Here is a 26,020-nt window from a genome sequence, read left to right as displayed (position 1 = left end):
GGGGGAAGATAAAATGAGAATAAAGCAGGAATTAAATAACAGTCTGAAAATAAAACAGAAATTTTCGCAGAAACATTTAAGCTCTTTAAAGTTTTTAAAAATGAATAAATTTGAACTGTTTGAATTTTTAAAAGCGGAAAAAGAAGAAAATCCCCTATTGGAAATAGAAAATGAGGAATATTTTTTTTCAAAATTCGGACAGAAATCAGAAAATTTGGATATTTTTAGCGGAAAAGATATACCCCGGCAAAAAACAAGAGAAGATTTTATACAGAATATAAAACTACAGATAGATAATACGGCTTTTTCTTCCGAAGAAAACGAAATTTTAGATTATATATTGGATTCTGTCGATGAAACAGGTTTTTTAAATATTGAGATAAAGGAAATAGCCAAAAAACTGAACTGTAACAAAGAAAAAGTACATTATATACTGAATTTGGTAAAAGAAACTGAACCTAACGGAATAGGCACAAGGAATTTGAAAGATTTCTTTAAATACCAGTTGTATAAAAAAGGAATAAAAGACACAAAACTTATGAAATTAATAGAAATTTATCTGAAAAATATAGGAAACAAAGCAATGATATGCAACAAATTGAATGTATCCGAAGAAAAATTTTTTGAATACATTAGTATAATAAAAAAATTAAAATTAAAACCGTTAGAAGAAAATCCTTATGAGAAAACGGAATATATTTTTCCTGATATTATTATAAAAAAGAAAAGCGGCAAATGGGAAATAGAGCTAAATGAAAAAATATATAAAAGTATAGGAATAAACAGAACATATGCAATCCTTGCCGAAAAATCGGAAGATAAGGAAATAAAAGAATATTTAAATGAAAAAATCAAAAAAATTAATTTTATAAGGGAATGCATTGAAAAAAGAAACTCTACATTATATGAGATAGGAAAGTTTATTCTGAACAGACAGATAAGGTACTTTGAAAAAAAAGGAGAAATCATCCCTATAAGGCAGAAAGATGCTGCCATGGAAATGAATGTCCATGAATCAACCATAAGCAGAGCGGTGAAAAATAAATATCTCGATTCGCCAAGAGGAATGACAGCCCTGAAATCTTTTTTTTCAACAGGATATACTTCCAAAGAAATGATTGACGGAGAAAAAAATAATATAAGTTCCATAACCATAAAAAAATATATCAGTGAAATTATAAAGAAAGAAAGTGAAAATAATAGCGTATACAGTGATAAAAAAATTTCTGAATACATTAATGAAAAGTATAAAATAGAAATTTCCAGAAGAACAGTCTCAAAATACAGGAAAGAACTGAAAATAGGTAATAAGAATATTAGAAAAATAGGCAGGGAAAAATAATGAAAGAAACTGAAATAGTGGAAAAAATTATTAATATAATTGAAAAAGAGGATAAAAGAAATCCTCTGACCGATGAAGAAATTTCTGAAAAATTGAAAACAAGCAGAGAAATCATAACTAAAATCAGAATAGAGCAAAAAATTTTAAATTCGAGAGAAAGAAATACGGACAGACTAAAAAAGGATATTGGAATAATCCTGAAAGAAGAAGGAAAAATATCAAACAGAAAATTGACAAAAAAATTGAATGAAATAGGATATAATATCGGAAAATATGCTGTAGATAGGGTATACAGTGAAATAATTTCCGATTATACCGAAATGTCCGAAAAAGAAATAAAAAGCGATAAGATAATCCACGATTATAAAAAAATGGCTGAAAATGAAAGAAAAAATTTTAAAAAAATAATAAAACCTGCAAAAAATGAGGAAAATATTTTTGAAAAATTTATAGGTTATGATAAAAGTCTAAAAAATAGTATTGATAAACTGAAAGCGGCAGTAATGTATCCTCCGAAAGGACTGCATACTATAATTTACGGTGAATCGGGAGTAGGAAAAAGCTATCTGGCTGAACTGACCCACTCTTATGCGATAATTACCGACAATTTTTCCGATAATGCCCCTTATTTTGAGTTTAACTGTGCAGACTATGCCGATAATCCTCAATTATTAATTTCCCAGCTTTTCGGATATTCCAAAGGAGCTTTTACAGGTGCCGATGAGGATAAAAAAGGGATAGTCGAATTATGTAACGGCGGAATTCTTTTTTTAGATGAGATACACAGGCTCCCCTCTGAAGGACAGGAAATCCTGTTTTCCCTTATGGACAAAGGGAGATATCGCAGACTTGGAGAAGTGAATACAGACAGAAAAAGTAAAATAATGATTATAGCGGCTACTACGGAAGCTCCTGACAGTGCCTTACTCCTGACATTCAGAAGAAGAATACCTATGAGTATAAAAATACCTCCTTTAAATGAAAGAACTCCCGAAGAAAAACTCGAACTTATAAAATATTTCCTATACGAAGAAAGTCTGAGACTGAAAAAGAAAATACGCATAAAAAAGGAAGTAATAGAAAATTTTCTGGAAGTAGTCTATCCCGGAAATATAGGTCAACTGAAATCCGAAATTCAGGTGAGCTGTGCCAAAGCATTTTTAGAGTCAAAAATCGAAAATAAAGAAGAAATAGAAATAAAAAAAGAATTTTTTATAGACGTTTCAAGAAGAAGACTGAATCTAAAAATTAAAAACCTGTTAGAAGACGAATACGTCATTTTACCCGATAAAAACAATAAACGAATTTCAAATAAAAATATTTCCCAAATAGGAAATTCAAATATATATCAGAAAATAGAAAAAAAGTATGATGAGCTGAAAGAAAAAGGAATAGAAATTAAAAAAATAAATATTCTCTTGGAAGAGGAAGTAAAAAAAGAATTTCTCGAAAACATCATGAAATTCAATAAAAAAGAATTCAACTATAAGGAATTGCAGCAGATAGTAGGAGAGGAAGTTTTGGAATCGGTCGTAAAAGCTTATGAGCTGGCAAAGATAAGCTTTCCGGACCTGAATTCCCAGATTGTGTTCCCCCTTTCAGTTCATATAAAAACGTCTATTGACAGAATAAAGGAAGGAAAACAGATTAACGTATCTGTTTCGGAAAATTTCAAAATAAGTAATGAAGCCGAAATGAAAATAGCAGAAAAAATGCTGAAAATAATAAATGAAAAATGCTATCTGAATTTTCCTCTTTCAGAAATAGGACTTATCGCAATGTATCTGAAAGAATTTAGAAAAAACAGTAAATATAATGAAAAAATAGGGTTGATTGTCCTATCGCACGGAAAAGTGGCGACAGGTATGGCTGATGTTGCAAATAGAGTTTTAAATGAGGAATATGCAATCGGGCTGGAAATGGACTTTTCGGATACACCTCAGTATATGTTTGAAAAAACTGTAAATCTAGTCAGACAGATTGACAGGGGAAAAGGCTGCATTATATTGGCAGATATGGGTTCGCTGCTCAATTTTGAAGAAAAAATCAAGGAAAGAACAGGTATAAATGTAAAAATCATAGGCAGAGTTGACACACTAATGGTCATAGAATGTATGAGAAAAGTCCTGTATACGTCCGAGAATATCGAAGAAATAGCAGCCGAAATAGATGAAAAAAATACAAGGACTGAAAAGAATAACGGATTGAAAAAAAAGAAAATAATACTCTGCCTCTGTATAACAGGGCAAGGAGCCGCACAGAACTTAAAAAATCATTTGAGTGAAAGACTGAAAAGTGTTCTGGATGAAGTGGAAATAATAACAAAAGGATACATTGAAGGAGAAAACACCGAAGAAATAATAAAACAGCTAAACAGAAAATACGAGATCCTGGCAGTTATCGGAACGTTTGAAACCGATGAAAAAATAAACAATCTGGATTTTATTTCCATTGAAGAAGCCTATCAGCTTAAAGGAATTAAAAAAATAAGAGAAATTTTGAAAAGAAAAATTGCTTTTAATAAAAATAATTTATACGAAATACTGAATACAGATTTTATCCGACTGAGCGACTTGAAATATAAAGAGGAAATATTAGATACAATGATTGGTAAAATGAAAGAAAAAGGAATGGTAAAGGATGAATTTTTACTAAGTGTCTATAAAAGAGAAAGTTCAGTCGCTACTTATCTGAATGGCGGTATAGCAATACCTCATGGAGAAAGCAGATTTGTCAATGAACCGTGTATTTTCATAACAAAATTGGACAAACCCGTAATATGGGACGGAGCGAATATGGCTGATATTGTATTTTTATTAGCTTTAAATGAAAACTCAAAAAAATATTTTGAACAGCTATATAAAATAATATCAGATGAAAACACAGTAAATACAATAAGAAATGCAAAGACAAAAGAAGAAATCTTAAAAATATTATGTAAAAATACAGAACCGGTCAATTAGTTGGCACGGTTCTTGCTTTATATAAAGGCAAAGATAAAATATTAGTGTAAGGAGGGAATTATGAATGTACAGGAATTTCCCAAAATAACAGTTATACTGAGGGGATACAGCTATAAACAGATACGCCTGATAGTCAGTATTTTAGTAAAAAACGGTATTAATTCAGTAGAGATAACGATGAATACTGAAAAAGCCGCCGAAATAATAAAAAAAATAAAAACAGAATTCGGCGAAAAAATATTAATCGGAGCAGGAACGGTTATTACTATGGAAGAAGCAAAAGAAGCAGTAAATGCAGGAGCGACTTTTATTTTATCTCCAATTATGCTCGAAAAAGAAATTTTAAATTTCTGTAAATCAAAGAAAGTAATAACTGTACCGGGAGCATTTTCTCCCACTGAAATAATACAAAGTTTCAGAGACGGAGCGGATATTGTAAAAATATTTCCTGCTGACAGACTGGGAAAAAAATATATCTCGGATATAATTGCTCCTTTAGGTGAGCTGCCTGTAATGGTAGTAGGAGGAATAAACAGGGAAAATGTAAACGACTATTTTAAAAGCGGTGCTAAATATGCGGGAATAGCTTCGGGGATATTCAATAAAGAAGATATATTATCAGAAAATGCAGAAAATCTTGAAAAATCTTTAAAAGATTTTATTAATAATCTCGAAATATAGAGAAAGGAGTCAAACTTTATGAGTGAGCATATAAATTTTAATAAAGAGCTTATTTATAAAAAAGAAAGCACTTTAAAAAAGAACGAAGTTCTTGCTGAAATGGCAGAATTATTGAGGAAAAATGGATTTGTAAAAGATACATACGGCGAAGCCCTTATCAAAAGGGAAGAAGAATATCCTACAGGACTGGAAACCGGAGAAATAAATGTTGCCATTCCTCACGTGGATGTCAAGCATGTAAATGAAGCTGCCATTGCAGTAGGAATTCTGAAAAATCCCATAGATTTCAATAAAATGGAAGAACCTGAAAACAGTACAGCTGTCCGAATTATAATAATGCTCGCATTGGACAGTCCTCACGGGCATATTGATATGTTGGGAAAAATTATAGAAATGATAAAAAACAGGGAAACATTAAATCAGCTTATAAAAGAAGATAGTAAAGAAGAAATTTATAAAATTATATCAAAACATTTATTATAGGAGATTATTATGAAAAAAATACTGGTAGCATGCGGAAATGGAATAGCAACTTCCACAGTTGTATCCACTAAAATAAAAGAAGCCTGTGAAATCAACGGAATTCCCGTTATGATTTCTCAATGCAAACTGTTGGAAGTGGAGTCCAAGTATAAAGATTATGATTTATTAGTAACAACAGGAAAATTTACAGGAGGAGAAGTCAGTATTCCGTCAATAGGAGCTATTTCCCTGCTGACAGGAATAGGAGAAGAAGAAACAATACAGGAAATATTGGATAATTTAAAAAGTTAAAAATAAAAGGAGAGATAAAACATGAATTTTTTATATGGAGTATTTGACACATTATTAAAAGCAGGACCGACGGTTCTATTACCGATAATAATAACAGTGATAGGTCTTATTTTCAGAGTTCCTTTATCAAGAGCATTTCGTTCAGGATTGACAATAGCAATAGGTTTTATAGGGATAAAACTGGTCATCAATCTGCTTTCATCAAATTTAGGACCTGCGGCAAAAGCTATGGTAGAAAATTTCGGAATAAAATTAGACACTATAGATGTGGGTTGGGGAGCTATCTCAGCTGTAACATGGTCTTCACCGATAATAGCAATCCTGATATTTGCCATATTAATAACTAATATTGTAATGCTTATATTGAAAGCTACAGACACTTTAGACGTGGATATATGGAATTATCATCATCTGGCAATAGTAGGAATTATGGTTTTTGAAGTAACTCATAATATAGTTTATGCGATACTGGCTTCAATCGTTATGGCTATAATAACATTCAAGCTGTCGGACTGGACTGCTCCTTTAGTAGAAGACTATTTCGGACTTCCGGGAGTGTCGCTGCCTACAATGTCGGCATTATCTTCGGTTATAATCGCAGCCCCTCTGAATGCCCTGCTGGATAAAATTCCGGGAATCAATAAAATAAACTTTTCAGTGAAAGATGCTAAAAAATACTTAGGATTCTTCGGAGAACCTATGATGATGGGACTGATATTAGGAGCAATAATAGGATTACTAGCAAAATATTCGATAACTGATATATGTAATCTTGCTGTAAGTATGGCGGCAGTTATGATGCTTATCCCTAAAATGACTTCGTTATTTATGGAAGGACTTATGCCTATATCCGAGGCTGCCAAAAAATTTACACAGGAAAAATTCAAGGGAAGAAAATTTCTTATTGGACTGGATGCCGCTGTAGTTGTAGGAAATCCTGATGTCATAACAACAGCACTGATAGTAATACCTCTGACAATACTGCTTTCAGTAGTATTACCGGGAAACAGAATGTTGCCTTTTGCCGATTTGGCAGTAGTTCCTTTCAGAGTAGCTTTAGTTGTGGCACTGACAAGAGGAAATTTATTTAAAAATATTATAATAGGACTGGCATGTACAGGAGCCATTCTTCTTGCAGGAACAGTAACAGCTCCCGTACTGACTCAACTCGCAATTAATGTGGGACTCGATTTATCCTCGTCAGGAGGAACTTATATTTCTTCCTTCGCGGCAACAAGTTTGACAGTGAGCTATCTAATATACAAAGTATTTACAAGTAATCTGTTTATTAGTATTCCTATTTTGTTCGCAGTATTTACAGGGACTTGGTATTATCTGGAAAAAATAAAAAAAATAAGAAAAAGTTCAGTTGTATAATTTGAGGAGGAAAAAATGAAAATATCAGATATAACAGTTTATACCGTAAAGCCGAGATGGATATTCCTAAAAATAACTACCGATAATGGTCTTGAAGGTTGGGGAGAAATGGTTTCGGGAACTAAAACTGAAACAGTCGTAGCCGGAGCAAAAGAAATGGCTAAAAGGATAATGGGTAGAAACCCCCTCGAAATTGAAAAAATATGGCAGGAACTGTTCAGAGTCTTTTTTAAGGGAGGTCCTATAAATATGACAATAGTTTCAGGAATAGAAATGGCTCTGTGGGACATAAAAGGTAAATTTTACAACGCACCTGTCTATGAACTGCTGGGAGGCTCGGCAAGGGATAAGATAAAAGTATATTCGTGGATTGGAGGAGATAGACCGAGTGACGTCGTAAAAGATGCTCAAGATAGAGTTGACAGAGGATTTGATTCCATAAAGATGAATGCTACTGAAGAACTTCATTATATAGATAATTTTAAAAAAGTGGATGAGGTTGTGGAAAGAGTTGCGGCTTTGAGAGAAACATTTGGAAATAAGCTCAATATAGGGATAGATTTTCACGGAAGAGTTCATAAGCCTATGGCAAAAGTTCTGGCTAAGGAGCTTGAAAAATATAGACCGATGTTTTTAGAAGAAGTAGTCCTGACAGAAAATCAGGAAGCTTTCAGAGATGTTGCCGAACACGTTGTAACTCCTCTGGCTACAGGTGAAAGAATGTATACAAGATGGGGATTTAAGGATATATTTAAATCAGGGTACATTGATATAATACAACCCGATGTGGCTCTGGCAGGAGGAATATCGGAAACAAGAAAAATAATAGCAATGGCTGAAGCATATGATATAGCTGCGGCTCCTCATGCACCATACGGACCTGTGGCATTGGCAGCAACGTTGCAGGTAGACATATGCAGTCCTAACGTTTTCATACAGGAACAGTCTTTAGGTATTCATTATAATAAAGGTTTTGATTTACTGGATTTCGTTGAAAATAAGGAAATATTCCAATATAAAGACGGATTTGTGGATATTCCTACTAAACCGGGGCTTGGACTGATAATAAATGAAGACAAAGTAAAAGAAGTATCTCTGGAAGGACTGAACTGGAGTAATCCTAACTGGAAACATTATGACGGTACAAAAGCTGAATGGTAAAAATTAAAATAAGAAAGTACCTCAAAATATAAAATTCTATAGTATAAAAAATAACATTTATTTATTTGGTAAAATTTTACTCATAAAAAACATTCGTTCACTTTTGAAAAAATGAAAACTCGCCTTGTGGCTCAGATAGTTCATTTTTTCTACGATTTACTTCTATTTTTCATTGTAAAATTTTGAAGAATTTCATAAATGTTATTTTTTTATATTACTAATTTTTTTATGTTTTTGAGACAATTCTCTTCCTTAGTTTAGAACTCTAAACAGTTCTCTTAGGCTGCTGTTGAGTAATACAGTGAATATTACCTCCACCATATACTATTTCTACAGTATTTACGCCGACTACTTCTTTATCAGGAAATATCTCTTTAATCTGTTTTAGTGCCAAAGTATCATTCTCATCTCCATATTGAGGTACAATAACACCATTGTTTGTAATGAGAAAATTCATATAAGAAGCGATACATATATCTCCGTCTTCACGCGGAAGAGTTCCTTCCACATAATCAATGTCAAAATCTCCCTTTATTGTAACATTTTTTATAGGACAGCAAATTTTATGTATTTTCAGTTTACGTCCTTTGGCATCAGTCATTTCAGATAAGCGTCTATATGCATCTTGAGCAGCCTCATAAAATGGACTGTCTTTATCTTCGGTATAAATACAGGCTACTTCTCCGGGAGCAACAAAGCAAGCCACATCATCAATATGACCGTTAGTTTCTTCAGGATCTATTCCGTCTTTTAACCATAAGACTTTTTCACAGTTTAAATAATCACACAATTTTTTTTCAATTTCTTCACGTGTCATATGAGGATTTCTTCCTTCACTCAATAAACACATTTCAGTTGTCAGAACAGTTCCTTCTCCGTCAACATGTATAGAACCTCCCTCTAATACAAAATCTGAAGTACGATAAGAATCTACATTTTCTATTTCACAGACTTTCTGGGCAATCAAATCATCCTGATCCCATGGAAAATATAAACCGTCTACCAATCCACCCCATGCGTTGAATTTCCAGTCAGCGGCACGAAGTTCGCCTCTGTCATTAATGAGGAAAGTCGGCCCACAGTCTCGAACCCATGCATCGTTATTTGACATTTCATAAACCGTTATTTCAGGCGGAAGCTGTCTACGACAGTTCTGAAACTGTTCACGTGATACAAGAACATTCATTTTGGTGAATTTGCTTATTGCTTTTGCAACTTCTGAAAAAGCTTTTTGAGCAGGTTTTCCACCGTTTCTCCAGTTATCAGGTCTCTCAGGCCATATTATCCAGACTTTTTCCTGAGGTTCGTATTCTGCCGGCATTCTAAATCCGTCATTTTTGGGGGTAGTTTTTTCAATTCTTTTTGCCATTTTATTACCTTCTTTCTTTAATTTATTTTATTTTTTTGATTTTTATAATAAATTCTCCAATTATAATAAAAATTATTGACCCTATGGTAATAGGTAACTGTTTTGACAATGTTTCCGTATCAAATGAGAGAGGTACTGCTGTGAAAATTAATGAAATTATTATGAGTATCATCGGAGTAATTATTAGAATTTTCAACATAGTATCATTTCCACTGACTTTAAAAGGTCTCGGAGTAACAGGATCAATTTTTCTTAATTTATAAAATGCAGGGAAAATAGGAATGTAGGATAACAGAAACATCACGAGATTTAATGAGAAAAATGACCAAAATAAATCCTGATTAGGTAAAATAGGTGCAATCATAACTATTACCGATGCCACTACTCCATTCATAATTGCAGAGCCTATCGGCATATTACTTTTTTTACTTCTTTTTTTAAAAAATACAGGCATATCTCCGTTTTCTGCGGCATAACAGGCTGTATTATTGACGCCCAATGACCATGAAATCATATTTCCGAATAAAGTCAGTAAAAATAGGAATGCCATTGTAATAATAAACCAACCTCCTGTGGAATTTGTTAAAAGTTTGAAACTGTCTATCATTCCACTGCTTGTACTAATCTGTTCTGTAGGAATTGCAACTCCTATTCCGAATGCAGAAAAAATATAAATTCCCGCGATTACCAAGCCTGCGGCAATAATTGATTGGGGAATCTGTTTTTTTGGATTTTCCATATCATCGGCAAAAGTACAAATGACTTCAAAGCCCAGCAAATTAAAAATAATGACTGAAATATAAGACAGACTGTTTAAGTTGAAAGAAGGAAGAAGTGATTTTAACGTTATTTCATTAGCCATTCCTCGAGTCAGGGCTGTATACACTCCCAATCCTCCGACCAGCAATGCCAAAATCATTTTTATGACTGCGGCACCATTTAATATCCATATACTGTCACTTACTCTATAAAAACTTATCCAGACTATAACCCATATGAAAATCAGCTCAATAATAATTTGTACAAAAACTGAAAATTCCATGCCTGTGATTATAGACAACAAACCGGGGCACATTACTGCGAGGGAAGCAAGCCATAAAGGAAAATTAATCCAGTAAAACCATGATACCCTTGCCCCCCATTTATGACCATATGCTTTTGTAACCCAATCATATATTCCTCCATCTCCAATATATGTTGTACCTAACTCCGATGAAATAAGCCCGTAAGGCAGAAGAAATGCAATAAGTAAAAAAATCCACCAGAAAAATTGGGAATTTCCGATAGCAGCTACAGGGGCCGCAGCTTCGGCAACAAAGACTACACAAATTACAGATAAAATAGCACTGAACAGACTGAATTTTTTATTATTTTCCATATCTTTTCCTTTCCTGAATATTTTTCCTTTTCCGAATACATAGAAAAGATAAATATTAAATATTATATTTCGATTATTTTGCTCCAATTAATTCTTAACTCTTATTATTTCAAAAACTTTTCAAATTCTGTTTTTGCTTTCATTTGTTTTTCTAAATTATATGGATTTTTTTCAACATAATCCCTTAAAAGATAAACTAATAAACCCCGAATCGAAGTCAAACGGTTTTCCGCCTCATCAAAACAGATAGAATTTGCTCCGTCCATTACTTCATCAGTTACTTCTTCTCCTCTTGTTGCAGGCAGACAGTGCATAAATTTGCAATTTTTGCCCGCTTTCATCATCATTTTATTATCTACCTGATATTTAGGAAAAAAAATCCCCATACGTTCTTCCTCTGACAGTTCAGCTTCGTATAATCCATACCAGACATCCGTATAAAGGAAATCTGCCCCGACAATTGAATCTTCATTGTCAGTTACTGTATATTTCCCTCCTGAAACTTTACAGATTTCATCCAGTTTCGCTTTGTGCATATCATTTAATTGAAATCCCTCAGGCCCGTAATGTACAAATTCCATTCCCATTTTCGTTGTAATCAGACCGAGTGAAAAACAGACCTGTGTAGCATCTCCTACGAAAACCACTTTACAGTCTTCCAGCTTTTTGCCTTTGGGCAGATGTTCGATAATAGTACACAAATCACCTAATTCCTGAGTAGGATGATTGTAGTCGGACATACCGTTAATGACAGGTACGGAGGAATAAGCTGCTAAATCTACCACACTTTTATGACGTTCAACACGTGCCATTAGAATATCAGTTAGACGGGAAAGAACTTGACTTGTATCTTCAATAGTTTCGTGTCCTCCCAGCTGTATCTGTCCCGGAGCCAGATACTGTGCATGTCCTCCCAGCTGGGTCATAGCTGTTTCAAACGATACTCTTGTCCTTGTAGAAGACTGCTGAAAAATCATTCCTAATGTTTTATTTTTGAGTAATTGAGGATAATAGCCATTGTCTATACAATCCTTTAATTTTAATGATAAATCGGCAATATAAAGTAATTCCTCTTTTGTATAGTTTTCAGTTGTAATATAGTCTTTCTTGTTCATAGATTACCTCCAATAAAATTTATTTTTACATTTACTTTACATTTACATTATATTTTTTCTATCAGAAGTTTACTATAAACTTTATGTTTTAAACTTGGCTTATATCCTAAATAATATAGCTGTAATGCTTCTAATTACATAATTTTATTACGGAAATAATCCTAAAATATAAAAAGTTTAGCAAGGTTTAGACATAAAGATTAGTTAAAACATTAGGGAAATGTGTTATAATAAAAATATAATCCTTTTAAGAAGGTGATAAATTTGGAAGTCCTAATCTATATTTATAATATTTTTTTAATTATTCTTTATTCATTTACAATGACATTATCTATAAATAATTTTTTAAAAGAAAAAAACTATAAGAACAGATTATTATTTTTAGCTATTTCATTTTATATGCTATTTTTTGTCCTTGATAATTTAGTCATATCAATGACAGAATTAATTACACCTTTTGCCAATGCTTACAATAAAGTTTTTATGGGAGCTTCTTTTATAAAAACTGTTATTTATATAGGAAATAATTACTGCCAATTATGGATTTTATCAATAATTACAAAGAAAAAAACAAAATTATTTCAATATATTATACAGCTGATAATTCTTATTTGGATGGTTATTCTTCATTTTTTGCCTAATACTGCTTTGAAAGTTTATCTATATTATCTGCCAAACCAGTTATTCCTAATATATATAGGTTTTTTAGCTGTCAAAGGATTAAATGAAATAAAATCGGATAAAAGTGCCGAAAAATATTCTTTAATAATTCAAAAATATTTAAAATGGATTGGAGCAGTCTGTATTATTTTTGGAATAGCTATTCTCTTAGAAGATACATTTGTAATTTTTAATGTTGATAAATATAATATTTTAGAAATAAAAATTCAGAACAGAAATATTTGCGAAGATATTTTTTCAATAATAATAAGTATTCTATGCTGTTATTATTTTATTCATGATTATTATAACAACAAAATTTTTAGAAAAGAAATCGATGAGAGTAGAAATAATAATCTATATGAAAATTTTTTTAAATATTATAAACTCACCGAAAGAGAAAAAGAAATCTGTGAATTACTACTGGAACACAAACAGAACAAAGAAATAGCAAGTAGACTGTTTTTATCTCTTGGAACTGTAAAGACACATATACATAATATTTATCTGAAAATGGAGATTAACAGAAGACGCCAGATATTTGAGCTTTTTGAAAAATATGAAATAGAAAATATTAACAGATAAAATAAGTAATGTGAAGAATAATATTTATAAAATTCCTCACATTATTTATCACTTTATACTCAAATCATATTTTTTTATAAAATTCAATAATGCCTTACAGCCTTTTACCACATCATTATAAGTAGTATCAAAATCATCAGTATACCACGGGTCAAGAATATCTCTATCCTCTCCTGCAAATTCAAGCAGACGCTGTACTTTTCCTGAATATCGATTTTTCAAAAATTTTTTGATATTTTCAATGTTGCTTTTATCCATTCCTATAATATAATTGGCAGATAAATCATCATCATTCAAAATACGGGAATACATTCCGTCTGTACTGATATTCTCTCTTTTAAGGCGTTCCCTCGTACCCCTATGGACGGGATTTCCATGTTCCCACGAACTTGTCGCTGCCGAATCTATATAAATCTGATTATCTAATCCCTCGTCATTCACCAGTTTTCTGAAAACTGCTTCCGCCATTGGCGAACGGCATATATTTCCTAAGCATACAAAAAGTACTTGTACCATTATCTAACTCCTTTCATTTCTATAAAATTTTATTATATTATTTATTTTTATTACTTCTAATCGTTTAAATTTTTCCCACAAACATTTATTTGAGCTGACCGAATACTTTTCCAATACTGTCATGAATAACAAGATTTGCGTAATTGTCCTGAAGTGTAGATGATTTATTAATAAGTACAAGATTATCTCCTTTAAAATACTGAACTAATGAAGCAGCAGGATAAACAACAAGAGAAGTCCCCCCAATAATGAGAGTATCCGCCTGAGATATATAATAAATAGCTTCATTAAAAACAGCCATATCAAGACTTTCTTCATACAGTGTAACATCGGGTTTTATAATCCCGTTACATTCAGTGCAGTGAGGAATATCATTACAAAGCTTTAAAAAATCTTCAAGATTATACTTTTTCCCGCATTCCGTACAAGTATTTTTATCAACTGAACCATGTAATTTCAACACTTTTTTACTTCCTGCCATTTCATGCAGACTGTCAATATTTTGAGTAATTACAGCTGCTAACTTCCCATTATTTTCAAGTTCTGCAAGATAATAATGGGCAGGATTAGGTTTTGCATCGGGATAAATCAGATGTGCTTTATAAAATTGATAAAATTCTTCAGGGTATTTCAGGTACATTGTGTGAGAAATAAGCTGTTCAGGAGTAAAATGCCTGTCGAGCTTTATGCTGTAAAGACCGTCAGAACTTCTAAAATCAGGAATTCCTGATTCCGTAGATACTCCTGCCCCTCCAAAGAATACAATTTTTTTACTGTTATCAATTATTTCCTGAAGTCGATTTATTTCATTCATAATTTTCTCCTCATAAATTTTCGCATTAATTGGTTGTCTTTCTTAGTAAATAATATTTCATAATTTCTCTTTAGATAATCACTCATATCGGTTATGAATTTGATTGTAAATAAGAGTACAATGATTTTTATATTCAAACTTTATAATAACCTTTCATAACTGTAGGTCCTTGTAAATAAAAATACAATAATTCTTATATCCAAATCCTATATTAGACTATTTAAGCTATACTGTATAATAATTTTTTATTTTCTCATTAACTTCCTCATTATGAATATATTATTATAAATATTTCAGTTTTCCTCTAAAATCATCTAATGTCTTATACCCTTTCTCATTCATTATCTCTTTTAATTCCCGAGTCAACCTGCTAAATACTTCAGAACCCTCTTTTTGTAAAGATGTTCCTATCTGAACCATGCTTGCTCCACACAGAATATGCTCGAATACATCACGACCTGTAAGAACTCCTCCTGTTCCGATAATCTGTATGGACGGATTCAGACGTTGATAAAAGGCATGTACATTTGCCAGTGCAGTAGGCTTTATATATTGCCCTCCAATTCCTCCAAAACCGTTTTTAGGCTTGATTACAACACTTTCATCGTTAATCACAAGTCCGTTTCCGATACTGTTGACACAATTTATGAATGTCAGAGGAAATTTATTGAAAACTGCGGCTGCCTGATCAAAATGCACTATATCAAAATAAGGGGGTAATTTTACTCCTAAAGGTCTATCAAAATATTCAAACACTTCCGACAATAATTTTTCAGTAGTATCCAAATCATAAGCTAACTGGGGTTTTCCTGGCACATTCGGACAGGAAAGGTTCAGCTCTGTCGGTCCTTTAAATCCGCTATCAAGAACTTTTTTCATCAATGTATGAATTTCTTCGGAAGACAGTCCTGTCATAGATAGAAAAAATGTACGCTCAGGAAGTGTTTCCTGTAGTTCCAGAAGATATTCCAGATAATAGTCAATTCCGAGATTTGGCAATCCCATGGAATTTATGCATCCAAGCTCAGTATCATAATAGCGTGGCTGCGGATTACCTTCACGAGGATTTAATGTGGCACTTTTCGTTACAAAAGTTCCCGCTTCAGAGTGAATCATTTTTTCCAGCTCATTACGGTCATAGCAGCACACTCCTGCGGCATTCATAAGACAATTTTCAAATTCATAGTTTCCTATATGGGTTTTTGTTGATGACATTTGGGGACCTCCTTAGTTTTCAAAATAATATTATACGTTTCTAAATTAAAAATTTTTAAAAGTTTTGACAAAAACAAAATCATCTTTGCTAACTCCTGTAATAGGAATAAATTTATTAGAAAGCAATAAATTAAATAAAATTTTCCTATGTTCATAATCTAAATCCAATATTAGACCTCTTGTCATAAATGCTAAATATTTAACTCCGATTTTTTTTAATTCTGTATAAGCCATATCTAAAAATTTAATGATCATTTTAATTTTTTTATAACCATCAAGAATTTCTAAATTAAATATACTTTCATCCAAAATGACAATATTTTCATTTTTAGGAAATCCTGTGAAAAAATATTCTAACAAAGAAAATGCCACATATTCTAAATCCCCACTTATCGCATCTGCTTCATAGTAAAAATCTTCGGAATTATATTTATTAAAAAGATAAAAAATATAAGAACAAATTATTTTTTTTGGCACTTCATCAACTTCTTCATCATTTTCACTAAAATAATTATAGTAATATTTTAATTCTCCCATAGAAATGTCTAAATCTAAATCATATTTATTAAATGAAAGAGAATATAAAATATCATTTTTGTTTTTTAAATATTCTGAATAACTTATCTTTTGTAAATTCATCTATAAATTCACCTTCTTTAATAATTTCTTTGATGAGATTAGCTATAATATCGTCATCATCAATAACTGCTTTGAATAATACACAATCTCTATCATAAAGATTAAAATTTGAAGAGATTTTATCTTTTATTTGATTTTGAAACACTAAATTTGAAATTAAATTAAAATTATTAATTTCAATCCAGTCAGTGACAGGAGTAAAAGAAATATATTTAGGTCTTACAGCTACAATTATATTTAACGTTGTTTTATAAATTTCTCTACTTTTCTTTACTGTATTTAAATCTATTTGAAAATAAGAAATAGGAATATCATTAATTTCTTTCATAAACACAAGATATTCTACTTTTTTATTCAAAATTAAATCTGTTATTTTTAAAAACATCCATATGTAATCCGCCTGTGAAATAGCATTTTCAAATGTTACCGTATTTTCATCTCTATGTTCAATATTATTACGAAATTCTAAATATTTTTTTATTGTATTTTTTTTAACTACATCAAAAAATTCTAAAATTTCAAGGATTCCATCACATTTCTTCTTTTCGGAGTAATTAATTTGACTAAAACCATAAGCCTCATTCAATTGTCTAATTCTTAAATTATATGCTCTTTTTAGTGAAACATATCCTTGCTCGAAATTATTCCTGTCATAAATTATTTGTTTTTCATTATCATAGCTATTTATCATTGTTTTGTATGCGGATTTCCAAATATCATAAACTCTCCTTCTATTTTCTACCGATATTTCGGAAAATGCTCCCAAAGGCGGAATATTTTCTAAAATTCTAAAATCAATCCAAATTTTTCTTTTCATTTATTATAAAACTCCTTTTTCACTTTAAATAAAAATATTAATTTGTTATCTATTCAATTTTAAAAGCATATTTTTCTTGAGCAATTTTTCCAATTGATAAAAGAGAATAATAATTTACTTTATTTGGGTAACGACCTGCCGGATGATAATAGTCAATTATAAGAATATTTTTCCATTTAACATTTTTCCATTTAGCAATTAATGAATTATCATATATTTCTATATCATCTAATATTTGTTTTAAAAACTTAAATGTTTTTCCACAAATAATAATGTCAGGATTTATAAGTTCTATTTCTCTTTTTATCTTTTCTTTATCCAAATTAATAAATTGTTGTAGATCATTATCATTTGAACTTTTTTCTCCATTGCTTTTCTTAATATTGACTACTGCTATATTCTGAATAACATTCTTAAAAACAGATTTAAAATCTTTACTGGGATAATCAGAGATATCTCCAGAAAATGAATTATAGATAGCTTGAGTCCATATTGCAACTTTTTTCCACATACCCCAAGGCTCTTCTTCATTTAACTTTTTACTAAGATTAAATCCTTTTCCTTCTGTATCATCATAAGCTTCTTTTAAAAAATAGCAAACTTTAGGAGTAGATTGCTTTTCCCATTTGTTATAATTAACAATTCCATCAGAAATAAATTTTCTATATCCTTTTTCTTCATGTTCCTTTTTCCAATTTTCTAAAAGAATTTCAAGTTCCCTCATTACAGAATTCTCCTTTTTTATTATATACTTATATTTTTTGAAATTTCGATTTATGTTATTAATTTATTTAGAAATTATTTTATTAATAAAATAATCATCTTCATGAATTTTGATGTCTTTGAAAAAAGCTCTTTTTTCGCCTTTTGAAAAGCAGTTGCTAATCATCTTTAGAATTTGTCTTTCTTCCCATTTATCTGCACGATAATAATAATCTTTAATTTCAAGTAACTCTCCTCTTGATAATTTTCCCTCTAAAGATTCTAATAAGGCTCTACCGATATAATCTCCTGAATTTCTTTTCAAATTTCTAAAAGACTTTAACAGAATTTCTTTATTTTCAAATCTAGGAGCTGAATATAATCTTACTAAGTATACTTGGATATATTCAGGTACGTTTACATTTACCATCCATTCTTGAAAATTATTTTGAATTTCAATTATATCCTCTTTTTTTATATCTTCACATTTTATTACGACATCAACAAAATAAGGTATGAATTGAGGAAATTTTCTTAGTATGTTAGGTAAATCTTTAAGCCGATTATATTCTTTTTTTGCAACAATAGTACGTATAATTGCTGTAATTGTTTTTTCTTCAATTAACATATCGTTTTTAGCATTATTAATCAAGATATCTAAATCATTTTTTTTTTAATGTTGTAGTCTCTGTACTAGACAATTTTCTAAATTTGCTAGGAATAAGACCTGAATAACCTCTTATTATTTTTGGAGGATTAGGTTTTTCATCTTCATTCAAGTCAGAATTTTCATCACTTTTATTTTTATTATTTTTTTGTTTATCGATATTAGAAATATCTTTAATTTTAGTTTTTTGTGTATTTAAAAACATTCCTTCTTTACTTAGTTTTAGTGTTAATAGTGCAAGATTACTATGAGCTTCAAATGAATTTTTTGCAAAAATTCTATAATCATCTACAAATCTACAGAAGTTGATTCCTTTTGATATAAGATAGTTATCAACTTCTATTAATGCAACTTCTGCAAGTATTCGTGAAGCATTAGAGCCAACAGGTAGACCATAAGAATCTCTATTCGCCCAATATAATAATAATTCATTAATAAGATAAATTATACTTTCATCAATTTTTGGATTTGACCTTAAAATAGATTCAATTCTATGAATATTTAATCTATCGTAAAAATTTGATATATCACATTCTACAACGACTTTATTTTTATAAAGTGTACTTTTTTCTAAAATTTTTTCCTTAAAAGCAGTGTAGTGGAAATTTTTATTAAAAAGTCTACCTTTAAAATTTCCAAATCTATAAGAAAAAACTCTACCTTTACTTTTATTTATTCGCATTTTTTCAATTTCACTGGCGATACTAATTACTAACGTTAAATATACAATTTCATCATAAATATCAATTAAAGCACATTTTCTATAATCTGCTAAGTTTTTTTTAGGCACTAATACATGCCCTAATTTATGCATTTTCAGTTGTGAAAAATCATTTTGTTGAATAGCGGAACAAATTTTTCTACCAAATTTCATCTTTTACTTCATCAATCTTTAAATAGTCAATTTCAAAAGCTCGATTAAACAATTCTACATCTGTAGTTCCTTCGTATAATATATTATCCATGGCTCTAAAACAAACTTTTCGTAATATCTCTTTTTTTAACATAAATTTTAAAACCTCTCCTTAAAAATAGTACTATGTTTTACTTTTTGTAAATAGTATAAAAATTTTAAAACTTATTATCAATTTAAATATTAATATTTTTATTTTATTTTTATTTTTCTAATATTAAACCTTTTCTCTAAATTAATTATATCTTCATTCATTTAAACAATAAAGACTTTGTTATAAGTTATTTTTAAAAGAAGTATACTTTACTCCTACTCGATATGTCCATTGATGTCGGTTTGTATAAATAGTGCAAAGTCAAGATTTTTATTATAGATTTTCTCTCCATTTTCAATTTTATTTCTGTTTATTAATTTTTTTGCAAGTATATTGCAAGCACGAAACTATTCCTTAACTTTTCAATAGCCCGTCTTGTTAGAGCCTACTCGTTCTATATATTCATTTTCTTTCAAAATCTAATGTCATTTTCGGTAGCGGTTAATCCCTATATCTATAATAAGGAAATGGAAAAATAGCCATTTTTCTGTTTCTTTTATATCTACTGATAATTAAAGCTATGATAACGCTTTTACATCATTATAAATTTTATATAGGTGTTTCAAGGACATATCTAAAATTGGCTCAAACATAAATGAATTCAAATGGATGTTCTCTGGTGTTATCATTGCCACAATCTCTAAAGTATTCATAGCATCATCATTTATATGTTTTTTATACTCTTTTATAAGCCATGCACTCTGATTTTTTTTACTGAATATGTCCTTCAATATATCTTGTCCATTTGATAAATCAGAGATTATTTTATTCTGCATATATGCCTCACTTATTAATCTTATTGCCATAGATAGGATAAGTTTATTCTCAATTTCTAACTTTTCTATGTCTGTAATCTTTTCGCTTTCTTGCATTAAAATATGATATACTAATTCACTTTCTCTGCCTTCCGCAAATGTGGTGGGTTCTTTTTTGAACCAATATTTATTGAAAATATCTTGAATTTGATTTAAAGTAATTTCTTCTGTGTTCTCTTTGTAATGTAAAACACTTGTAAGAGTCAAATAATCTTCGTTATCATCACCTTCCGTATATTCAATTAAGTTACGAACAAATGGTATAGAGGCAACCATAATATTATCACTATATTTTTTAACTAGAGTGTTTTTATAGTGCATGAAAATATTTTTTGTATACTGCCCTTTTTCTAATCTTATTCTGTCCGAATCTACAAAAGCTATAAAAGAATTACCTGGTTTCGTGATTCTTGAAGATACAGTTCTATAAAAATCAAAATTATGTGTTAATAATAAAATTTTAAATGATTTTTCATCATTTGCATCAGTGTATTCTGAAATATCACTAATATACTCTATAATCGCGTATTTATTTTTATAATCAAAAGATTCAGAAATATCATCAAGTACAATCAAACATTCTTTACCTTGTTTTTTTGCAACTAAAATTTGAAAAATCATATTTAATATATAGTATGCCCTACGCTCACCTGTACTCAATACATTAAGTAAATTATCTTTCGTTACTTCTTTTTCACCTCGACTATCCGAAAAAATATATTTAAAACTTGGTAATTCCATATTTAAAATAACATCTTCCTGATTCGATGGTTCAATTGAAAAAGGAACAAAAAACCTTTCTTTAAACAAATCTAACGCTTTCTTCCAGTCTGTGACTTGTTCTCTTGCATCATCACGCAATTTCTTTAAATCTTCTTGTGCTTTGTTATAATCATCTATCAATTCATCTAATAAATACTCATAATAAAGAAAAACTTTAACCCAAACTTTTTTCTTGAACAAATCTATATCTTTATACTCTACAATTATATCCTGATGAGTTTGTAAGAATACGTTAAATGCTTGTGTGTCTTTGTTTTTACTAATTGCTTTATTGATTTTTTCAAAGAGCTCTTTAATCTCCTTTGAATTTAATACTTGTTCTTTTTCTTTTTTTATAAGATCATCTAATTCCTTTTGCTCTTTTAATGTTATAGATGTACTTCCGTCTTTAGCTTTTAGTACCACCTCATTATTAGCTACAAAAAACCCGTTAGCATTCAATGCATTACTTATATTGCCATAATTATTGTGGTCTATAATACCTTGTTGCATATATAGAGATTTGTCAACCAACTCTCTGTACTTATTTTCATACTCTTCTATTAATTCTCCTGTTTTTCCAGTCTTCATCATTGAATAAACTTTATCATTAAATAATGAAGCATAATCTATATCATCTTCGGGCAACGGACAATTCATTATTGGATCGTGTAATAATTTTTTTATCTTAATTAAGCAATCATATTCTTTCTTTGCTGTTAATTCCCAGTCATTCAGCATAGTATTTTTAACATCAAAATTATTACGATTTGAATACCCAAACTTCTCTTTTATTTTACTGTACAATGATTCTTTTTTAGACTCTATTGAATCATGGATATTTAGATATGCTTTTCTCAAAGGCTCGTTAGCCATTAATAATCCCTGACCTTCATATGCATTTTCATCAAATGGGTTTATTACTATAATTTCTTCTTTCGAAATTGCTATATTATATTCATCTGAAATACTACACGAACTCTTAAATCCGTATATTTTTTCCTCAACTTGCCTGTCGTCCCTTATAGCTTCAAATGTTTTTGCCAATGAAGACTTCATTGTACCATTTGGGGCATAGATAATAGCAACATTATTATTTAAATAATCAATAGTCTCATTCATCTTCTTAATTCCATAACAGTTTTCTAAATCTAGCTTTAGTTTTTGCATTTTCCCAACCTTTCTTGTTAATTTAAACATTTCTAAATTTTAGGTACAATAGAATGGTTATCTATCCCATCTTTAGTGACATCCCACCTGGCAACTTTAATTTTTTTAATTTTTTTTCCGCTTCCATAGTCAAGCAAATCTTCCCTATTTAAATTATTTAAAACTTTTTCCAAGCTACCCAAACCACTAGAAGATAATAGATATGCCTCTTCAGGATTGCAAAGTTTGCAATATATCAACAATTGCCCTAAGTTTTGAAGATTTAAAGCTGTCTTTTTTGCTTCAATAAGATAGATTTCAGCTCTATCTTTCCATCTTACAATTCCTAAAACATCAATTTCAATTTTCAATCCAACAACCTGTGGATAATATTGTATTACATCATATTTATCTAAAATTGAATCCAAATATACAGAATGACAATCTAACACAAACACTTCGCATCTTTTATTTTTAAACTTGTCTTTAAGGTATGTATCTAACCATCTGCACATGCCAGGATATAGATCAAATTCACTTCTTACATTATTCGCCATATCCCAACTCCTTTGCTAATTGAGTCCATGAGTCAAAATGCTTGCCTCTTATTTTTTCAGGCAAGCTATCATCATTTTCCATAGGATGAATAGGCTTATTCCTTAATCTAACAGGTTTTTCCCAGTAGAATTGATGTGTTTTTTCTTCATCTAAATAGTCAAGCAGTTCTTCAGCATATCTTTCTAACGCCCTTTGCTTATGAACAATGTTAAATCCTATAGGCAAAAATTCATTTGCCCATATCTTTACTTGATGTTCCTTTTTCCAATAATTAGGTTTTCCTTCGTTGTATTTTTTTAAATTAGAATCTCTAAAATTCGGATGTCCAAAATCTATTGTTTGCACTGGTATATCTAATGTTTTCAACATATTAGCTATATCTATAACAAATTGCCAATTACCTGGAATCTCAATATATACTCTATGACAACCATCTTGTCCAAATGCAATATTACTTTTCCTAATGTATCCTGTTACATCTGCCACTCCTCTAAGTAACTCTTTCTTTTCGTCAGTAGACATATTAAATAGTTCATCATTCATTGTCATTGTTGAGTGATGAATTCCATTTCCAATAAATCTTAAAATTTCCCTCATTGTATAATCTTCATTAGGCTTTGTAAAAGACACCCTTGTTACACTTTTTGTTTGTGAAATAGGCAAGGAATGTCCTAAAAGTGGTTCGATAACGCTTCTAATATCAGCTAAACTACTTTTTACATATACCGAAACTTCTAGCCCTTCATCATCTCTTAAATTCTTATGTGGTATTTCTATCGTAATCGTAGTGCTATTAACATCTCTTTGCACTTCTCCGTTTCCTAATATCATACCTACTAAATAAGCCATTTGATTATTCATTTTCAATTACCTCACTCTCATTATTGACTAAATTTTCATATATATGATCGGCAATAGCCTTTGCCATAAGTGGTGGCACCGCATTACCAATTTGTGTTCTAATATCAACTTTATTACCATAGAAAATAAATCTATCATCAAATGACTGAATTCGGGCAGCTTCTCTAGGTGTAATAGAGCGATTCAAAAACGGATGATTATTTGTACCATTTGATGCAGCATCAAATCTTGTGTCTATAGTTGGAGATGGCTCATCCCACTTCAATCTCCCCCATGTTGAATTAAATTTTTGCTTTCCTAAAAGATTTTCAGGCAAATATTCTTTACCTTTTTCTGGTGGTATCATGCTAAGCTTATGAATTGCAATTTCAGAATGATTAGAAGCCTTATGATTATATAACCTATCACTATCTTTTCTCATGAGCTTTTGATACTCTGTTTTTGCTTCAGTAATATAACTTTGTTCAAAATCACCTTCATTTGAATTTAAATATGCTAAATCTTCGATAGCATCTCTAACTGTTGTAGGTTTTTTAACTGTTGGCTCTGGCAAAGAAATTGCTTTATTTTTGCTGCACAGAAATATAACTCTCTCCCTATTTTGTGGAACTCCATAGTCACTTGCTCTAACTATACCTACACTAACTTCATAACCTAATTTTTTTATCTCACTTATAATTTGATTTTTAAACCATCCGTTAGATGTAGACATTAAACTCTTTACATTTTCTATTACAAAAACTAGAGGCTTAAGTTCCTGAACCAAATGTAGATATTCTATAAATAAAAAGTTTCTAGGATCATCTAAGCCTAATTTTTTACCCTTTAAGGAAAATCCCTGGCATGGAGGTCCGCCAATGATCATATTTACGTTATTCTTCTTAGAGAGATTTATTATCTTTTTCTTAATCGCCTTATCTTGTATATCTCCAATAATCAATTCTGACTCAGGAATATTCTCCTTAAATGTCTGTGCCAATTTTTCATTAATATCTAACGCAACTTTTGTTACAAAGTGGCTATTCTTATGCATTCCATAAGACATTCCTCCAGCACCACAAAATAAATCAAGTATTCTAAATTCCATTCTTTTGTCTCGCTTTCGTCTTTTAATCAATATTCGTTTAAATGTTTCTTTTCCATTTATTTGTGGTTTAAAAAGATCATATTCATTATCAGAACCATGATTTGCCTCCCCAACAATTTCAAACATCTTGTCATTGTGATATTTCAAATATGTAAGAGGTACGCCCATTATTCCATAATAATCCATCGGTATTTCTGAAACTCTATATACATGAACTGCATCAAAATTATCATACTTTGGATAGTTTTCTTCTTTGAAGCTATGGGTTAAAACTAGTTTTTTACCACTATCATTGGAAACTTCTAAATTCGTCAGCCACATTGCATTTCCTAAGCTTCGCCATTTTTGTCCAAATTCATCTACCCAAAATCTTGTTTTCCTAGGTTCTGTATCATCTGGTACCCTAAATGCCATATCTCCAAAATGATATCCCACACGAGCCTTATTATTCTTTATATAAGGGAAAATTTCTTTATATGTTATTGCATTCTGATTACTAATCAATAAATATTGTTTGTCATATTTTGTAATTAATGAAAATAATTCTGTAAACTTAGAAAAAGGTGGATTGGTTACAACGATATCAGAATCGATTAAATAATTTATACATTCTTGACTTCTAAAATCACCATCCCCAATTAACGTTTTAATATTCCCATTACTATTTAAAGCTTCAAATATCTTGTCATTATTTAAATCGCCCTCAGTAAAATATGGCATTTTATCCACTTCAAGTAGAAGCCCTCTGCCATCTTCACTAGAATGCATCGCCGACTTTGCATATGATATACATACAAGTTTTTTAAGCTTGAAACGATTGAAGTTTTTAAGGAAATATTTTGCAAAAGCAGATTCGTAAGGATCATCACAATTACACAAAACTTTTTTTCCATTGAATTGAGATTCATAATAGTTCACTTCATTTTCTATCGTTTTATAATCTGTATACCACTCATCTGTATTATTGCTACTATATCTAGCTTTATTTAATATTGAGTTTCCCATT

24 protein-coding genes are annotated in these 26,020 nt (G+C 30.4%); 8 read left to right on the top strand and 16 right to left on the bottom strand.

All coding sequences use genetic code 11. The features are described from left to right. Positions 1-13 precede the first annotated feature (13 nt). Genes rpoN through dgoD form a run of 7 tightly spaced genes read left to right on the top strand, consistent with a single transcriptional unit; the run spans position 14 to position 8,298 of the window. Positions 14-1,342 carry an RNA polymerase factor sigma-54 gene (gene rpoN / locus ACO5J6_RS04585; RefSeq protein ID WP_485642374.1) on the top strand — a complete coding sequence of 443 codons (1,329 nt, stop codon included), beginning with the start codon at positions 14-16 and terminating at the stop codon, positions 1,340-1,342. Further along, positions 1,342-4,305: a sigma 54-interacting transcriptional regulator gene (locus ACO5J6_RS04580; protein WP_485642373.1), complete on the top strand. Its 2,964-nt coding sequence runs from the start codon at positions 1,342-1,344 to the stop codon at positions 4,303-4,305. The genes rpoN and ACO5J6_RS04580 overlap by 1 nt, the downstream gene beginning before the upstream one ends. A gap of 60 nt (positions 4,306-4,365) precedes the next feature. Continuing rightward, positions 4,366-4,986: a bifunctional 4-hydroxy-2-oxoglutarate aldolase/2-dehydro-3-deoxy-phosphogluconate aldolase gene (locus ACO5J6_RS04575; protein WP_485642372.1), complete on the top strand. Its 621-nt coding sequence runs from the start codon at positions 4,366-4,368 to the stop codon at positions 4,984-4,986. A gap of 18 nt (positions 4,987-5,004) precedes the next feature. Next, complete coding sequence (locus ACO5J6_RS04570; protein ID WP_485642370.1) at positions 5,005-5,469, top strand: PTS sugar transporter subunit IIA; 465 nt, start codon at positions 5,005-5,007, stop codon at positions 5,467-5,469. Positions 5,470-5,478: 9 nt separating this feature from the next. After that, on the top strand, positions 5,479-5,760 hold the full coding sequence (locus ACO5J6_RS04565; protein WP_485642369.1) for a PTS sugar transporter subunit IIB: 282 nt from the start codon (positions 5,479-5,481) through the stop codon (positions 5,758-5,760). Between the two features lie 21 nt (positions 5,761-5,781). Then, entirely contained in the window at positions 5,782-7,137 is a 1,356-nt protein-coding gene (locus ACO5J6_RS04560) for a PTS galactitol transporter subunit IIC (RefSeq protein WP_485642367.1), read from the top strand. A gap of 15 nt (positions 7,138-7,152) precedes the next feature. After that, positions 7,153-8,298 carry a galactonate dehydratase gene (dgoD, locus tag ACO5J6_RS04555; protein WP_485642366.1) on the top strand — a complete coding sequence of 382 codons (1,146 nt, stop codon included), beginning with the start codon at positions 7,153-7,155 and terminating at the stop codon, positions 8,296-8,298. A gap of 265 nt (positions 8,299-8,563) precedes the next feature. Here the strand turns inward: dgoD and aguA are convergent, their stop codons facing one another. From aguA to ptcA, 3 genes are all read right to left on the bottom strand, one after another. Then, the gene (aguA, locus tag ACO5J6_RS04550; protein ID WP_485642364.1) at positions 8,564-9,667 is read right to left on the bottom strand and encodes an agmatine deiminase; all 1,104 of its coding nucleotides are present in this window, start codon (positions 9,665-9,667) and stop codon (positions 8,564-8,566) included. Between the two features lie 22 nt (positions 9,668-9,689). Beyond that, positions 9,690-11,045 (bottom strand): APC family permease, encoded by a 1,356-nt coding sequence (locus ACO5J6_RS04545; protein WP_485642362.1) that lies wholly within the window; start codon positions 11,043-11,045, stop codon positions 9,690-9,692. 104 nt (positions 11,046-11,149) lie between these two features. Next, entirely contained in the window at positions 11,150-12,160 is a 1,011-nt protein-coding gene (ptcA, locus tag ACO5J6_RS04540) for a putrescine carbamoyltransferase (RefSeq protein WP_485642360.1), read from the bottom strand. 435 nt (positions 12,161-12,595) lie between these two features. On the opposite strand from ptcA, the gene ACO5J6_RS04535 reads away from it, so the two are divergent. Further along, positions 12,596-13,405, top strand: coding sequence for a helix-turn-helix transcriptional regulator (locus ACO5J6_RS04535; protein ID WP_485642359.1), 810 nt, complete (start codon positions 12,596-12,598; stop codon positions 13,403-13,405). Between the two features lie 48 nt (positions 13,406-13,453). On the opposite strand, the gene ACO5J6_RS04530 is transcribed toward ACO5J6_RS04535, so the two are convergent. The 13 genes from ACO5J6_RS04530 to dcm form a co-directional block, all read right to left on the bottom strand. Continuing rightward, on the bottom strand, positions 13,454-13,921 hold the full coding sequence (locus tag ACO5J6_RS04530) for a low molecular weight protein-tyrosine-phosphatase (protein WP_485642357.1): 468 nt from the start codon (positions 13,919-13,921) through the stop codon (positions 13,454-13,456). 85 nt (positions 13,922-14,006) lie between these two features. After that, on the bottom strand, positions 14,007-14,735 hold the full coding sequence (locus tag ACO5J6_RS04525) for an NAD-dependent protein deacylase (RefSeq protein ID WP_485642354.1): 729 nt from the start codon (positions 14,733-14,735) through the stop codon (positions 14,007-14,009). 282 nt (positions 14,736-15,017) lie between these two features. Continuing rightward, complete coding sequence (locus ACO5J6_RS04520; protein ID WP_485642352.1) at positions 15,018-15,950, bottom strand: dihydroorotate oxidase; 933 nt, start codon at positions 15,948-15,950, stop codon at positions 15,018-15,020. Positions 15,951-15,995: 45 nt separating this feature from the next. Continuing rightward, on the bottom strand, positions 15,996-16,589 hold the full coding sequence (locus tag ACO5J6_RS04515) for a hypothetical protein (RefSeq protein ID WP_485642351.1): 594 nt from the start codon (positions 16,587-16,589) through the stop codon (positions 15,996-15,998). After that, complete coding sequence (locus ACO5J6_RS04510) at positions 16,540-17,406, bottom strand: hypothetical protein (RefSeq protein ID WP_485642349.1); 867 nt, start codon at positions 17,404-17,406, stop codon at positions 16,540-16,542. Before ACO5J6_RS04510 ends, ACO5J6_RS04515 begins: the two co-directional genes overlap by 50 nt. A 49-nt stretch (positions 17,407-17,455) precedes the next feature. Further along, a complete protein-coding gene (locus ACO5J6_RS04505; protein ID WP_485642347.1) occupies positions 17,456-18,130 on the bottom strand; it encodes a uracil-DNA glycosylase family protein in 675 nt (224 codons plus the stop codon). A gap of 63 nt (positions 18,131-18,193) precedes the next feature. Then, entirely contained in the window at positions 18,194-18,736 is a 543-nt protein-coding gene (locus tag ACO5J6_RS04500; RefSeq protein ID WP_485642345.1) for a hypothetical protein, read from the bottom strand. A gap of 34 nt (positions 18,737-18,770) precedes the next feature. Further along, a complete protein-coding gene (locus ACO5J6_RS04495; RefSeq protein ID WP_485642343.1) occupies positions 18,771-19,649 on the bottom strand; it encodes an RNA-directed DNA polymerase in 879 nt (292 codons plus the stop codon). Then, positions 19,636-19,782, bottom strand: coding sequence for a hypothetical protein (locus tag ACO5J6_RS04490; RefSeq protein ID WP_485642341.1), 147 nt, complete (start codon positions 19,780-19,782; stop codon positions 19,636-19,638). The genes ACO5J6_RS04495 and ACO5J6_RS04490 overlap by 14 nt, the downstream gene beginning before the upstream one ends. 518 nt (positions 19,783-20,300) lie before the next feature. Beyond that, entirely contained in the window at positions 20,301-22,529 is a 2,229-nt protein-coding gene (locus ACO5J6_RS04485) for a hypothetical protein (protein ID WP_485642339.1), read from the bottom strand. A gap of 32 nt (positions 22,530-22,561) precedes the next feature. Then, positions 22,562-23,065: a hypothetical protein gene (locus ACO5J6_RS04480; protein WP_485642337.1), complete on the bottom strand. Its 504-nt coding sequence runs from the start codon at positions 23,063-23,065 to the stop codon at positions 22,562-22,564. Continuing rightward, on the bottom strand, positions 23,055-23,927 hold the full coding sequence (locus ACO5J6_RS04475; protein ID WP_037598656.1) for a hypothetical protein: 873 nt from the start codon (positions 23,925-23,927) through the stop codon (positions 23,055-23,057). The genes ACO5J6_RS04480 and ACO5J6_RS04475 overlap by 11 nt, the downstream gene beginning before the upstream one ends. Further along, complete coding sequence (dcm, locus tag ACO5J6_RS04470; RefSeq protein WP_485642335.1) at positions 23,920-26,019, bottom strand: DNA (cytosine-5-)-methyltransferase; 2,100 nt, start codon at positions 26,017-26,019, stop codon at positions 23,920-23,922. The genes ACO5J6_RS04475 and dcm overlap by 8 nt, the downstream gene beginning before the upstream one ends. Between the last annotated feature and the right edge of the window lies 1 nt (position 26,020).

It is taken from the genome of Pseudoleptotrichia sp. (assembly GCF_057270515.1).
This window is presented reverse-complemented; position numbering and strand designations above follow the sequence as displayed.

Excerpts from the sequence above, each read along its gene's own strand:
- ACO5J6_RS04520 (WP_485642352.1), bottom strand. The coding sequence starts at position 15,950 with ATGTCATCAACAAAAACCCATATAGGAAACTATGAATTTGAAAATTGT.
- ACO5J6_RS04505 (WP_485642347.1), bottom strand. The coding sequence starts at position 18,130 with ATGAGGGAACTTGAAATTCTTTTAGAAAATTGGAAAAAGGAACATGAA.
- ACO5J6_RS04525 (WP_485642354.1), bottom strand. The coding sequence starts at position 14,735 with ATGAATGAAATAAATCGACTTCAGGAAATAATTGATAACAGTAAAAAA.
- dgoD (WP_485642366.1), top strand. The coding sequence starts at position 7,153 with ATGAAAATATCAGATATAACAGTTTATACCGTAAAGCCGAGATGGATA.
- ACO5J6_RS04570 (WP_485642370.1), top strand. The coding sequence starts at position 5,005 with ATGAGTGAGCATATAAATTTTAATAAAGAGCTTATTTATAAAAAAGAA.
- ACO5J6_RS04565 (WP_485642369.1), top strand. The coding sequence starts at position 5,479 with ATGAAAAAAATACTGGTAGCATGCGGAAATGGAATAGCAACTTCCACA.
- aguA (WP_485642364.1), bottom strand. The coding sequence starts at position 9,667 with ATGGCAAAAAGAATTGAAAAAACTACCCCCAAAAATGACGGATTTAGA.
- ACO5J6_RS04535 (WP_485642359.1), top strand. The coding sequence starts at position 12,596 with ATGACAGAATTAATTACACCTTTTGCCAATGCTTACAATAAAGTTTTT.
- ACO5J6_RS04515 (WP_485642351.1), bottom strand. The coding sequence starts at position 16,589 with ATGAATTTACAAAAGATAAGTTATTCAGAATATTTAAAAAACAAAAAT.
- ACO5J6_RS04560 (WP_485642367.1), top strand. The coding sequence starts at position 5,782 with ATGAATTTTTTATATGGAGTATTTGACACATTATTAAAAGCAGGACCG.
- ptcA (WP_485642360.1), bottom strand. The coding sequence starts at position 12,160 with ATGAACAAGAAAGACTATATTACAACTGAAAACTATACAAAAGAGGAA.
- ACO5J6_RS04495 (WP_485642343.1), bottom strand. The coding sequence starts at position 19,649 with ATGAAATTTGGTAGAAAAATTTGTTCCGCTATTCAACAAAATGATTTT.
- ACO5J6_RS04490 (WP_485642341.1), bottom strand. The coding sequence starts at position 19,782 with ATGTTAAAAAAAGAGATATTACGAAAAGTTTGTTTTAGAGCCATGGAT.
- ACO5J6_RS04545 (WP_485642362.1), bottom strand. The coding sequence starts at position 11,045 with ATGGAAAATAATAAAAAATTCAGTCTGTTCAGTGCTATTTTATCTGTA.
- ACO5J6_RS04580 (WP_485642373.1), top strand. The coding sequence starts at position 1,342 with ATGAAAGAAACTGAAATAGTGGAAAAAATTATTAATATAATTGAAAAA.
- ACO5J6_RS04475 (WP_037598656.1), bottom strand. The coding sequence starts at position 23,927 with ATGAATAATCAAATGGCTTATTTAGTAGGTATGATATTAGGAAACGGA.
- dcm (WP_485642335.1), bottom strand. The coding sequence starts at position 26,019 with ATGGGAAACTCAATATTAAATAAAGCTAGATATAGTAGCAATAATACA.
- ACO5J6_RS04510 (WP_485642349.1), bottom strand. The coding sequence starts at position 17,406 with ATGAAAAGAAAAATTTGGATTGATTTTAGAATTTTAGAAAATATTCCG.
- rpoN (WP_485642374.1), top strand. The coding sequence starts at position 14 with ATGAGAATAAAGCAGGAATTAAATAACAGTCTGAAAATAAAACAGAAA.
- ACO5J6_RS04575 (WP_485642372.1), top strand. The coding sequence starts at position 4,366 with ATGAATGTACAGGAATTTCCCAAAATAACAGTTATACTGAGGGGATAC.
- ACO5J6_RS04500 (WP_485642345.1), bottom strand. The coding sequence starts at position 18,736 with ATGTTAATTGAAGAAAAAACAATTACAGCAATTATACGTACTATTGTT.
- ACO5J6_RS04485 (WP_485642339.1), bottom strand. The coding sequence starts at position 22,529 with ATGCAAAAACTAAAGCTAGATTTAGAAAACTGTTATGGAATTAAGAAG.
- ACO5J6_RS04530 (WP_485642357.1), bottom strand. The coding sequence starts at position 13,921 with ATGGTACAAGTACTTTTTGTATGCTTAGGAAATATATGCCGTTCGCCA.
- ACO5J6_RS04480 (WP_485642337.1), bottom strand. The coding sequence starts at position 23,065 with ATGGCGAATAATGTAAGAAGTGAATTTGATCTATATCCTGGCATGTGC.